We start from the raw sequence: 13133 nt of genomic DNA, 5'->3' as shown, positions 1-13133 counted from the left end.
GCCCCTTCAAGGACGGGACGGGTAGGGGCGGCGGGGGCGAGAATCCCCTGCCCCACCCCCCGGCGGCCCCGACCCTCCCGACCGACAAAACCCGTGCCACCCACAGCCACCCCCGCGACAATGACCCGGTGCAGTACAGAATCCTGGGCATCACCCAGGCGCAGGACGACCAGGGCACCGCCATACCCGTCGGCGGCCCCCGCCTCCGCGCCCTGCTCACGGCCCTCGCCCTGCGCCCCGGCCGCCTCACCACCCCCGACACCCTCATCGACGAAGTCTGGTCCGACGACGGCCCCCCGCCCCAGGACGCCCCCGCCGCCCTCCAGGCCCTGATCGGCCGCCTGCGCCGCACCCTCGGCAAGGACGCCATCACCTCCGCCCCCGGCGGCTACCGACTCACCGCGACGAAGGACGACGTCGACCTCTACGTCTTCGAACGCCTCGTACGCCAGGGCACCTCCGCCCTCGACCGCGGCGACCCCGCCACCGCCGCCCAAGACCTCGCCACCGCCCTGGCTCTTTGGCGCGGCCCCGCCCTGGCCGACCTCCCCGACCGCACCGCCGCCGCGACCCGCCCGGAGGCCCTGCGCGTGGAGGCGACCCGGGCCCGCATAGAGGCGGATCTGCGACTCGGCCGCGCCCAGGACGCCGTACCGGAACTGAGGGAACTGACCGCAGCGCACCCGTACGACGAACCGCTGCACGCCCTCCTCATCCGCGCCCTGCGCGACACGGGCCGCCCCGCCGACGCCCTCACCGCCTACGAAACCGCCCGCCGAGCCCTCGCCGACGGCCTGGGCACCGACCCCGGCCCCGAACTCCGCGCTCTGCACACCGAGCTACTGACACCAGCACCCTCCAAGACGGAACCCCAACCCCAACCCCAACCACAACCGCAACCGCAACCACAATCCGAGCCGCAACCGACACCGCGGCTCCACCCCCAAGCCCCCCACCACCCCCAAGCCCCCCAACCTCCCAACCGCACCGGCAACCTCCGCCCCCGCCTCACCTCTTTCGTGGGCCGGGAACTCGAACTCGACGCCATCCGTTCCGAATTGCACAGGGCCCGACTGGTCACGCTCACCGGACCGGGCGGCTCTGGAAAGACCCGTCTCGCCGAGGAAGCCGCCGCCGGGCTCCCGCAGGCATGGCTGGTCGAGCTCGCCCCGCTCGACCGACCGGAGGCGGTGCCGGGCGCGGTGGTCAACGCCCTCGGTCTGCGCGAGACCGTGCTCATGACCAACGAGCTGACGGCCCCGCAGGACGACCCGGTCGCCCTGCTGATCGAGTACTGCGCCCCGCGCAGCCGACTCCTGATCCTTGACAACTGCGAACATGTCATCGACGCGGCCGCCACCCTCACCGAAACCCTGCTCACCCGCTGCCCCGGGCTCACGATCCTCGCCACCAGCCGTGAACCCCTCGGCGTCCCCGGCGAGTTGGTGCGCCCGGTCGAGCCCCTGCTCCCCGACCAGGCGCACCGCCTCTTCGCGGAGCGCGCGGCGGCCGTCCGCCCCGACGCCGACGCCGCCCTGCGCGACGGGCGCGACGAGCGCGACCAGGAGGCCGTCGCGGAGATCTGCCGCCGCCTCGACGGCCTGCCGCTCGCCATCGAGCTGGCGGCGGCCCGGCTACGGCTGCTCACTCCCCGGCAGATCGCCGACCGCCTCGACGACCGCTTCCGCCTCCTCACCTCCGGAAGCCGTACGGTCCTGCCCCGCCAGCAGACCCTGCGCGCCGTCGTCGACTGGTCCTGGGAACTGCTCGACGAGCGGGAGCGCACGGTGCTGCGCGAGGTGTCCGTTTTCGCGGGCGGCTGGGACCTCGCGGCGGCGGAGTCCGTGTGCACCGGCCCGGTCGCGGACCTCATGGGCGCGCTGGTCGACAAGTCCCTGATCGTGGCTACCCCGTGCGAGCGGGACGGCTCCCACGGCATGCGGTACCGCCTGCTGGAGACCATCCACGAGTACGCCGTCGAGCGCGCCGCCGAGGTTCCCGAGCTGCGTCTCGCGGCCGAGCACCGGCACCGCGCGTGGGTGCGCGCGCTCGTCGAGGAGGCCGAACCCCGGCTGCGTTCCGCCGACCAACTCCCGTGGATCTCCCGCCTGGAGACGGAGCTGGACAACATCCGCGCGGCCCTCGACCACGCGCTCACAGCGGGCGACGAACGGGATGCCACGGCCATCGCCCTCGCCATGGGCTGGTTCTGGTGGCTGCGCAACTACCGCCACGAGGGCGCAGCCTGGATCGACCGGACCCTGCGACTGGCGGTGGCCTTGGACGACCTCGGCGACGAATCGCCGGTGACCTCCCTCACCTCCACGGCCGCCTCCCTCACCTCCAGGGCCAGCTCCCTCACCTCCACGGCTGCCTCCCTCGACCCGATCGACGCCTTCCTCGCCGCCCCGGAAGAGGAGAACCACCATCCGCTGTACATCCCGCGGATGAACCTCCGGTTCCTGCACCTCTTCCTCAAGTCCGAGACCGATCCCATCGACGCGCAGCTGGACGAGCGGATGCAGCGCTACTGGATCCGGGTGCGGGACTTCTTCGCGAAGGGAGGCCCACAGGCAGCCCGGATGCCGGGTCTCGCCTGGCCGCTGATCGACTTCCTCCTGAGCAGTTCGCAGGACATCCAGGCAACCATGGACTTCGCCGTCGCCAACTGCCGTGCCCACGGCGGCGACTGGGAGATCGGCGTCTCGCTGATGTTCCGTACGCACATGGTCGTCGACTCGCCCGGCAGCCTGGAGGGCATCGACGACGACCTCGCGGAGCTGCGGATCCTCAGCCGCCGCGTCGGCGACCGCTGGATGCGGGCCCAGGTGTGCAGCGCGGCCGGCGAGACGGCCATGTCGCGCAGCCGCTTCGAGGAGGCCAAGGGCGAGTTCGAGGAGGCGCTGCGCCTCGCCTACGAGGTGGGCGCGTACGCCGAGACCCCGTTCCTCGTCGCCCGGCTCGCCGAGATCGCCTATCGCTCGGGCGACCGTGAGGCCGCGCTGACCGCGCTGGACGAGGCGAGCGCCGCGTCCGACCGCTACAGCGTGGCGGACCCACGGGCGTTCGTCCTGCTGATGCGGGCCCAGATCGCGCTGGACGACAAGGACACGGCACGCGCGCGTGAGCTGTGCGAGGCGGCTCGCGCGGAGAGCGCCCGGGGCACCCCACCACCCCAGTTCATCGCGATGCTGGACGCGACCGACGCCCTGGTCGTGACGGCCGAGTCGGGCCCGGAGCAGGGACTGCCTCTGCTGGCCGACACACTGCGTGCGGCCGTGGCGAACCGGTGCGCCGACGTGATCACTGCGGCCGTCGTGGACGCCGCGGCGGATCTGCTGACCCGCCTCGGCGACCACCCGCGCGCGATCCGCCTGCTCGCCGCCTCGGAGCACTGGCGCCGCGGCCATCCACGCCCCCTGCCGGAGCGTGCGTACGCCGAGCGCGCCGAGGCCACCGCCCGTACCGCACTGGGCGCCGAGCGGTTCACCGACGAGCACACCCGAGGCACCGCCCTGACGCGGGACGACGTCCTGCGCGACCTCGCCGAGGCCGTGCGCGACCTGTGCCGCCCTACACGCAGCTGAACTTCGACTCCGCCCAGTCCGCCAGCAGCAGGGTGTCGAAGGTGCCGTGCGGCTCGACCACCAGCCGTACGGTCTCGCGCCCGGCGAGGTTCACATGCACCGGCACCGCCGCGTCCCCGCCCTTGAGCACTCCCGACCGCCACAGCCGGACGCCGTCGCCGTAGACCGAGAAGGAGAACTCGCCGAGCCCCAGGTTCGTGTCGTCGACGCCGACCATCGCGTCGTAGGCGGAGCACTCCCGGTTGAGGTCGATGGTGACGGAGGACCGGCCGTGCACGGTGACGCCGTGCGCGTACTGCTTGTCGGCGATCGACACGCCGTACCGCTGCCACACCCAGCTGCTCTCGCCGAGCCGCATCTCGGGCTCGGTGCCGTCGCCGGTCAGGTTGTACGACAGCTCGCTCCACTGGTAGACGGCCGGGGCGGGCGGAGGCGGCGGAGGCGGCGTGGGTGTGGGCGTCGGGGTAGGTGTGGGCGGCGGAGTCGGCGTCGGGGAGGGCGTGGGCTTCGGGCTGGGCGTGCGTGAAGGCGTGGGTGTCGGTCTCGGGGCGGGCTTCGGCTGCGCGGCCGGGACGATCGCCGGTGGCTCGAGGGCCGGCGGCTCCGGGGCCGGATCCTTCTTCGACGGCTCGGGCGTCGGCGTCTCCTCGACGATGGGGGAGGGAACGGGGGGCTGCTTGGCGTCCGTCTTGTCGGCCGGTTTGTCGGTGCCGGCCATCGCAAGCACGATCGCCGCCGCCACGCCCACGGCGACCACCCCGGCCGCGATACCGGCCTTCAACGGCGCGCCCAGCCCCTCGGAAGCGGCCGCGCCGCCCCCGGTGCCGGCCCCGCCGGACGAACTGCCGCCCGCAGCCCCGGCCCCACCCGCGGCACCGGCACTGCTCGACGAACTGCCGCCCGCCGCAGCGGCAGCCCCCGCCGCACCGGCCGCACCCGCCCCGGCACCGCCGGCGATGAGCCCGGCCGCCTTGGCGTACCCGGCGGCGCCGAACCAGCCGATGACCGCGACCGGCACCACGGCGGGAATACCGCTGGCGACTTCCTTGATCTGGCCCGCGGCCAGCCGGCACTTGGCGCACTCCTCCAGGTGCTTGCGCAGTCCGCGTTCGGCACGGGTGCGCAGGCTGCCGCGGGCGTAGGCGCCGAGCCGGTCGGCGTAGCGGGCGCACTCCTCGTCGCCGACGAGGCTGGCGCTGACATGGGCCTGGAGGTAGGCCTGCTTGAGCCCTTCGCGGGCGCGGCTGGCGAGCACGCGTGTGCCGTTGGCGTCGAGCCCGAAGAGCGTGGCCACCTCGCTGGGCGACTCGTCCTCGACCTCGGTGTGCCACAGCACCGCCTGCCAGCGCTCCGGCAGCGACCGGAAGGCCCGCATGGCCAGGGACTGCTCGGCCTCGTGCAACGCCCGCACGTCCGCGCCGAGATCCACGGTGTCGTCGTCGGAGACCTCGGACACACGCGACGACTGCGCGGCGAACACCGCGAAGTCGTCGACCAGCTGCTCCCGCCGCGCCGACTTCGTCCAGTCCGCGGCGGCCCGCCGGATCGAGGTGAGCAGATACGCCCGTACGGCGTGCTCGGGTCCGGAGCCACCGCGTACCGCTTGAAGCATGCGGGCGAAGACCTCGGCCGTGAGGTCGTCCGCGGTGTGGGCGTCACGGCAGCAGGTGCGCGCGTACCGGCGCACCGCCCCCGCGTGGCGCCGGTACAGCTCCTCGTAGGCGGTGTCGTCGCCGGAGCGCATCCGCCCGATCAGGTCGGCGTCCGACGGCGGCAGCTCGCGCGGTGGCGGCAGCGTGCTGTCCTCGCGCCGGTCGCGCTGAGCCGGGACGCTGCCCTCCGCGCGCCCCGGAGCGCGGCCTTGCGCGGGCATGCCCGACGGCAGGTCCGACGGCAGGTCCGCCCGTCCGCCCTGACTCGGCACCTGCGGAGTCGACGAGTCACCGTCGCCGAGTGACTCGTCCCGACCGTCAACGCTCATCGCGGAAAGCCCCCGCCGCCAGCTCTACCAGTCCCGGACACCGGGTCAGGGTGCCATATTGGCTTTCGGTCAGGAGCCACCCGTACGGACCATCCACTCGTCCGTGGGCACTTCCCGCACCGCCGTACTAGGCCTCACCCGTACACGGGCGGCTCAAACGGCGCTGGCTGCACGGGAGTTGAGGACGACGGCCGAAATGTACGGCACGTTCCGCGATGGAGTTCGAGGCGAGGGCGGCGCAGCACCCCGCCTCGTGGTCACCCCTTCGAAGTCACGGTCGTCCGCGAAGACGCGGTCATCCTCGAAGCCATGGTCGTCTTCGAAGCGGTCGTCTTCGAAGTCATGGTCGCCTTCGAAGCAACGTCCGTCCCTTCGGCTCACGCCTGAGGCCGCGACCGCAACCCCTCCAGCAGGATGTCCAGCAACCGCGCCGAAGCCGCCGCCTGCTGCGCCGCATCCGGCAGCGAGGGCGCCGCCGTCGCGATCACCAGCAGGACGTCGGACACCGACACGTCGGCCCGCAGCTCGCCCGCCGCGCGTGCCCGCTCCACGAGCTGGCCCACCACGTCGAGCAGTGCCGCCGCCCCGGCGTCGTCCACCACGTCCACCGTCACCGCCGCAGGCTGCTCCGGCACCAGCCGCAGCTCACCTGCGCCCGGCTGCGTCCGCTGCTGCGGCACCCGGGCCTCCTCGAGCACGGTGCCGTCCTCGGCGACGCCGACCCGCAGCACCTGCGGCGGCAGCAGCCGCCCGGCGCCCGAGGCCACCGACGTGCGCAGGAAGCGCGAGAGCGCCGACCACGGCTCGTCCTCCTGGCCGAGCGCCGCGCGCGCCTGGTCGGTCAGCCGGGAGGTCTCCTCCTCGGCTATTCGCCGCACCAGGACGTCCTTGCTCGGGAAGCGCCGGTACACCGTCCCGACGCCGACCCGCGCGCGTCGCGCGACATCCTCCATCGGCGCGCCGTACCCCAGCTCGCCGAAGACCTCGCGCGCCGCACGCAGCACGTGCTCCAGATTGCGCTGTGCGTCCACGCGCAGCGGCGTCGTACGCGAGCTGTCCCCGCGTCCGTTGCCCGCAGCCGCGCTCATCGTGCCGCCCACCGCTCCGCCGCCCGATGCGATGGCGGACGCGGAAGACCAACGAGAATCCTGAACATGCATAAGCGATCCCCCGGTAATGACGTCTCCCCCCGGAGACACTCCCCGTCATTGCAAAGCCGGAGCGTCGCGGAACAAGCCCGGACCACGAGCCCGCCCTGTGTGACTCGCGGACCCGAAGAGCGCATCCCCCTACACCCCGTCGACACACGAACATAGTTGAGCGAGGGTCAATTCAGAAGGGGCAGGTTCCGCACGGAGCGCCCCTCGATCGGAGTACGGGGCGTTTACGTCCAGATTTCACCCCCTGCGATCCCCCGGCGCACACCCGTTGACCTGCGAAACTTCCCCGCACTCCGGCAATTCGGCCAAATCGCGGCGCCGTCGATCTCCGGTCACACAAATGGTCGAGCCTGTGGACAAACGCAAGCGTCGGGTGCGTCATGGGATGGTGAAGGAACGTGCGCGCATTCTCGTTGTCGGCGGCGGCTACGTCGGGATGTACACGGCCCTGCGCCTCCAGCAGAGGCTGAAACAGGAACTGGAGCGGGGCGAAGCCGAGATCACGGTCGTCACCCCCGACCCGTACATGACGTATCAGCCATTTCTCCCCGAAGCGGCCGCGGGCTCCATCTCCCCGCGCCATGTGGTCGTACCGCTGCGCCGCGTCCTGCCCCAGTGCCGGATCATCATCGGCGAGGCCACCGCCATCGACCACGCGAGCCGCACCGCGACCCTCTCCACCCTGGCCTCCGAGGAGGAGGGCACGGGCAGCGAACAGCTCTCCTACGACGAACTGGTCCTCGCCCCCGGCTCCATCGCGCGCACGCTGCCCATCCCCGGCCTCGCCGACCACGGCATCGGCTTCAAGACCGTCGAAGAGGCCATCGGTCTGCGCAACCACGTCATCGAGCAGATGGACATCGCCTCCTCCACCCGCGACCCCGCGATCCGCGACGCGGCCCTCACCTTCGTCTTCGTCGGCGGCGGCTACGCCGGCGTCGAGGCGCTCGGCGAGCTCGAGGACATGGCCCGCTACGCCACGCGCTACTACCACAACGTCCGGCCCGAGGACATGAAGTGGATCCTCGTCGAGGCCTCGGACCGCATCCTGCCCGAGGTCGGCGAGGACATGGGCCGCTACACCGTCACCGAACTGCGCCGCCGCAACATCGACGTACGCCTGCACACCCGCCTGGAATCCTGCGTGGACCGCGTCGCCGTCCTCAGCGACGGCGCCCGCTTCCCGACCCGTACGGTCGTCTGGACGGCCGGCGTCAAGCCCCACCCGATCCTCGCCGCGACCGACCTGCCACTTAATGACCGCGGTCGGCTGAAGTGCACTCCAGAACTGACCGTCGAGGGCACCACGCACGCGTGGGCCGCGGGAGACGCCGCCTCCGTCCCCGACGTCGCCGCCGGCGAATCCGGCAAGGAATGCGCCCCCAACGCCCAGCACGCCGTGCGCCAGGCGAAGGTGCTCGGCGACAACATCGCCCACGCCCTGCGCGGCGAACCCCTGGAGACGTACGCCCACAAGTACGCGGGTTCGGTCGCCTCCCTCGGTTTCCACCAAGGTGTCGCCCACGTCTACGGACGCAAGCTGAAGGGCTACCCTGCCTGGTTCATGCACCGCGTCTACCACCTCAGCAGGGTGCCCACCTTCAACCGCAAGGCCCGCGTCCTGGCCGAATGGACCCTGTCGGGGCTCTTCAAGAGGGAGGTCGTCTCCCTCGGTTCACTCGAACATCCCCGAGCGGAGTTCGAACTCGCGGCCGGTGGAAAGCCTTCTCACAACCCGGAAGGCGACCCGAAGGGGTCGTCCTGACCGGACCCAGGAACTCCACCGACGAGGCAGGCGTCTGACGGGTGTCGGCCAGGTCGGCCGCACTGCCAGACTGATCCCCGAACCGATCCCGACCGCGAGGCTCTCCCCACAGTGCTGCAACCCCGGGGTGCTGGTGCCACCCCTCAGACCCCAGGCCGGGTCCGGAGCCGGCAGAAGACGACGACACGAGGCAAGGATTCGTGAACTTCACGCGCTGGAGCGCCCGGCTCCCCGGAACGCAGCGCCGCGCGGCAGCGCGGACCGAACCCGCGGCGGCGGTCACCCAGGACCGCCGGGGAGAGAGCCCGGGCGCCGTCCCCGCGGCCCGCGCCGAACAACTCACCGACGAGGCCACGCTGATCCCCGCAGTGGACGAACTGCCGGTCCGTGAGGTCCTGGACCGAGTCCCGGCCCTGGTGGCCCTGGTCCACGGCCCCGACCACCGCCTGGCCTACGTCAACGACGCCTACGTGACAGCCTTCGGTCTTCGCCCCCCGGGCGACCCGGCCCGCGAGGCCCTCCCCGAGCTGGCCGAACTGGGCCTGCTCCCCCTCCTCGACCAGGTCCTGCGCAGCGGCAAGCCCCGCACCCTGAAGTCCCGCAAGGCCCCCGACGGCCGCTCCTACACCTTCACCTGCACCCCCGTGACGGAGGGCGACGGCGGCGTCCTCGTCTTCGCCACGGACGTCACCGACCACGCGGAAGCCGCCGAACGCCTCCGCGCCAGCGAACGCCGCCAACGCGAAACGGCCGTCACCCTCCAACGCTCCCTCCTCCCCCAGGAGCTCGAAGAACCCGACGACCTGCGCGTCGCCGCCACCTACCACCCCGGCGGCACGGAGGCCGCCGTCGGCGGCGACTGGTACGACGTGATCACCCTCGGCGGCGGCCGCACGGCCCTGGTGATCGGCGACGTCATGGGCAGAGGCGTACGAGCAGCAGCGGTAATGGGCCAACTCCGTACGGCGGTGAGGGCATACGCCCGCCTGGATCTCCCCCCGCACGAGGTGTTGCAGCTACTGGACGGCCTGGCGACGGAAATCGACGCCAACCAGATCGCCACCTGCGTCTACGCCGTCCACGACCCGAACGAGGGCCGCCTGGTGTACGCCTCCGCCGGCCACCTCCCGATCCTGGTCCGCGACGAGAGCGGCGCGGTCCAACGCGCCGACGAACCGACCGGCCCACCCCTCGGCACGGGCGGCTGGATGCACACCTCCGGCTCGATCGCCCTGGGCCCCGGCTCCACGGCGGTCCTCTACACCGACGGCCTGGTGGAACGCCGTGACGAGGACCTGGACGAGGGAATCGCCTCCCTGGAACGAGCCCTGGCCGGCGCGACAGGAACCCCCCAGGTCATCTGCGACCGCCTGGTCCGCACAGCAGGGGTGACAGCAGACCACGACGACGACGTAGCGGTCCTGGTCCTCCAGCACCCGGCGCGCACGGGCCCCGACAGCGACCTCTTCCGCAACGCTGCCCTGGAACTCCTCGGCGGCATCGAAGCGGCCCCCCGCGCGCGTGCCTTCGCCTCCGGCGTCCTCACGAGCTGGCGCTTCCCGACCGAGCTCCACGACCTCGGCGTCCTGGCGGCCAGCGAACTCGTCGCCAACTCCCTCCAACACGGCACCCCACCCATGCGCCTACGCCTGCGCCGCACCGACCGCCGCCTGATCATCGAGGTCACGGACGGCGACGACCACCTCCCCCGCCGCCGCCGCGCCGAACCAGGCGACGAATCAGGCCGAGGCATCGCCATCGTCGCCACAGTCGCCTCCGCCTGGGGCTCACGAAGAACCCCGGGAGGCGGGAAAGCAGTGTGGTGCGAGTTCGTCCTACCAAAGCCCCCCACCGACCCCCCAAGACCCTGACCCCCCACCCACCGGCGTTTGAGGGCGAGGCCGCACCATCCCAAGCCCCCACCCACCCGTAGGAGGCTTCGCCTTTCGACGCCGGCCCGCAGCACTCAGCCCGCCCGCGGGGGCTCCGCCTCACTGGGGCGGCGGTTACTTCCCGGTGCCGGTCCGTGCATTTCAGCCCGTCCGGCGTTTGAGGACGAGGCCCGTTCAGGGCCGATGGGGGTCCAGGGGGCGGAGCCCCCTGGCGGGGTTGAAGGGGCGGAGCCCCTTCAAGGACGGGAAGGGTAGGGGCGGCGGGGGCGAGAAAACTCAGGCGTGCGCGCGAGCCTGCCCCGCACCCGCCGCAGCCCCCTGCGCCACCACCCGACTCCTCACCAACCACGGCTGATCCTGCACGGCACTGAGCCGACGCCCCAGCCGCACCGCGAGACACGTGATCCCCAGCGAGAACACCAGAAACGTCACGACATACGCCCCATGCAGCGACGCCCCCATAGGCCCACCCACCGCCGGCCCAACCGCCAACGCAAGCTGCTTCACCAGGGCAAACGCAGAGTTGTACTGCCCAGCCATCCCCTCAGGAGCCAAGTCCGCCACCAGCGGCGCAACCGTAGGAGACAACATCGCCTCACCCAGCCCGAACAGCGCATACGTCGAGATGAAGGCAGCCGTAGCCATCTCCTGACTCCCGTGCCCCAGCCCCGCATACCCCGCCGCAACCCAAGCCACGGCCCAGATCAGCCCCACAGCCGCGATCACCCGAGACCGCCTCCGCCGCTCGACGAGCTTCAACACGGCGAACTGAGCCACCACGATCATCGCGGTGTTCGCCGCCAACGCCGTCCCCAGCGCCGACGTGGAAACCCCGGCCGCCTCGACCCCGTACGCACTGAGCCCCGACTCGAACTGCCCATAGCAAGCGAAGAACAGAACAAACCCCAGCACACACAGCTGCACCATCGCCCGGTTCTGGAGCAACTGCTTCCAGCTCCCCTTCGCCGCCCCAGCCCCCGGCGCCCCCTCGATCCGCGGCGCCCGCGGCATCCGCACCGTCGACATCACCACGACGAGCAGCAGGAACATGGCCGCCTCGATGGCGAACAGCAGGGTGAAGGACGAGACACTCGTCGCGTCGACGAGGTGCCCACCGATCAGCCCGCCGACCCCCAGCCCCAGGTTCTGCAGAAAGAACTGCATCGCGAACGCCCGCGACCGAGTCTCCGCAGAGGAGCAGTCCACGATCATCGTCGCGAGCGCCGGCTGCATCACGGCCTGCCCCGCCCCGAGCGCGGCCGCCGACAGCAGTACGGCCGCCGCACTCCCCGCGAGCCCCAGGCTCAGCGCCCCGAGCGCGGCAGTGACCAGAGCGGCGAGCAGCACCGGCAGCGGGCCACGCCGGACGATCGCCCGCCCGGCGAACGGCAGCACGACCAGCGCGGCCACGGCGAAGACGGCGAGCACGAGCGCCGCCGTCATGGAACCCAGCCCCCGCACCTGCGCCACATAGACGTACAGGTAGGGGACGGTGAAACCGAGCCCGAACGCGCTGAGTGCGTTGCCCACGTGGATCCGGCGCATCGCTGCGCCCATCGCCCTGGTCACGTTCACCTCTCTCGTATGTAGACCTGAAGACTTAAAAGCTAAACTTCGAAGCTAAACAGTACACAGTGAAGGACTTCAACGCCAAGCAAGCCCATGCGATACTCGGCCCATGGGCGACACCCACGGCGTCAGCGAGCCGACACTCGAAGAACAGATCGCCGCCTACCAGCGCGAGTTCCAGGGCCTCGACCCCCAGGTCGAGAAGATCGTCGCGGCGCTGTCCCGCCTGAACCGCCGCATGAACGTCGCCTACGGCCGCCAGACCGCCGCCCTCGGCATCAGCAGCGCCGATTGGGAGGTCCTCAAGGCCCTCGTCCTCTCCGGCGCCCCCTACCGAATGGGCCCCAGCGACCTCGCCAAGCGCCTCGGCCTCACCCCGGCCGCCATGACCCACCGAATCGACCGCATGGTCGCCGAGGGTCTGGTCACCCGGGAGCGCGACGAGTCCAACCGCGTCCGCGTGATCGTGGAGCTGACCGGGGAAGGCCGCGAAAAGTGGCTCGAGGCCATGCGCCTGGCCTCTGTCTTCGAGGAGGACCTCCTCCAGGACCTGTCCGCGGATGAACGCACCACCCTCGGTGAGGTCCTCACCCGCCTGCTCCGCAGGGTGGAAGACGCCCAGCCGGACGCCAGCGGACGCCTCAGCGACCTGGACTGACGCCTGGCCGCGGTCCACGGCAAAAGATCTTGACAGGGAACGCTTGACAGCCCTCTGCCCGATCCGTAGAGTTCTTCGGGTTGCCACGGAGCCGTAACGGTTCTGCGACAGCACCTTCCGCCGCGACAGCGGCAACTCAAACCACCAGTACGACCTCCCAGCGGGATTGAATTCGGCGTGCCCGAATTCAATTCGATTTGGGTTCGGCAGCTCGATTAGGAACTGCCGAGAGGATCCGCTAAGGTTTGAGACGTCGGAACGGCCCAACAGCCGCGAAGACAAGCCCCGCTGACTGGGGATCAGGCCCGAAAGGATCTGATAGAGTCGGAACCGCCCGAAAGGGAAACGCGAGAGCGGAAACCTGGAAAGCACCGAGGAAATCGGATCGGAAAAGGATCTGATAGAGTCGGAAACGCAAGACCGAAGGGAAGCGCCCGGAGGAAAGCCCGAGAGGGTGAGTACAAAGGAAGCGTCCGTTCCTTGAGAACTCAACAGCGTGCCAAAAATCAACGCCAGATATG

The 13133-nt window shown here is 71.2% G+C and carries 7 protein-coding genes; 4 read left to right on the top strand and 3 right to left on the bottom strand.

All coding sequences use genetic code 11. The features are described 5' to 3' along the window. Positions 1–128 precede the first annotated feature (128 nt). Entirely contained in the window at positions 129–3587 is a 3459-nt protein-coding gene (locus tag EHO50_RS35400) for an AfsR/SARP family transcriptional regulator (RefSeq protein WP_181449749.1), read from the top strand. Here the strand turns inward: EHO50_RS35400 and EHO50_RS35395 are convergent. Together EHO50_RS35395 and EHO50_RS35390 are read right to left on the bottom strand one after the other, a co-directional pair. Then, on the bottom strand, positions 3574–5568 hold the full coding sequence (locus EHO50_RS35395; RefSeq protein ID WP_128435346.1) for a sigma-70 family RNA polymerase sigma factor: 1995 nt from the start codon (positions 5566–5568) through the stop codon (positions 3574–3576). The genes EHO50_RS35400 and EHO50_RS35395 overlap by 14 nt on opposite strands. Positions 5569–5945: 377 nt before the next feature. Then, the gene (locus tag EHO50_RS35390; RefSeq protein ID WP_128435345.1) at positions 5946–6728 is read right to left on the bottom strand and encodes a TetR/AcrR family transcriptional regulator; all 783 of its coding nucleotides are present in this window, start codon (positions 6726–6728) and stop codon (positions 5946–5948) included. A gap of 385 nt (positions 6729–7113) precedes the next feature. Here EHO50_RS35390 and EHO50_RS35385 point away from each other — a divergent pair, with 385 nt between their 5' ends. Both EHO50_RS35385 and EHO50_RS35380 read left to right on the top strand, forming a co-directional pair. Beyond that, entirely contained in the window at positions 7114–8493 is a 1380-nt protein-coding gene (locus EHO50_RS35385) for an NAD(P)/FAD-dependent oxidoreductase (RefSeq protein ID WP_128435344.1), read from the top strand. A 200-nt stretch (positions 8494–8693) separates the two neighbouring features. Continuing rightward, positions 8694–10364: an ATP-binding SpoIIE family protein phosphatase gene (locus EHO50_RS35380; protein WP_128435343.1), complete on the top strand. Its 1671-nt coding sequence runs from the start codon at positions 8694–8696 to the stop codon at positions 10362–10364. Positions 10365–10661: 297 nt separating this feature from the next. Here the strand turns inward: EHO50_RS35380 and EHO50_RS35370 are convergent, their stop codons facing one another. Further along, on the bottom strand, positions 10662–11942 hold the full coding sequence (locus tag EHO50_RS35370) for an MFS transporter (RefSeq protein ID WP_128435576.1): 1281 nt from the start codon (positions 11940–11942) through the stop codon (positions 10662–10664). A 121-nt stretch (positions 11943–12063) separates the two neighbouring features. Between EHO50_RS35370 and EHO50_RS35365 the strand changes: the two genes are divergently transcribed. Next, a complete protein-coding gene (locus EHO50_RS35365; protein WP_128435341.1) occupies positions 12064–12612 on the top strand; it encodes a MarR family winged helix-turn-helix transcriptional regulator in 549 nt (182 codons plus the stop codon). Positions 12613–13133 lie beyond the last annotated feature (521 nt).

Source organism: Streptomyces cyaneus, from assembly GCF_004028635.1.
In the GTDB taxonomy this organism is placed as follows: domain Bacteria; phylum Actinomycetota; class Actinomycetes; order Streptomycetales; family Streptomycetaceae; genus Streptomyces; species Streptomyces cyaneus.
Note: the sequence above shows the minus strand (reverse complement) of the source record. Positions and strands in the feature narration are given on the sequence as shown.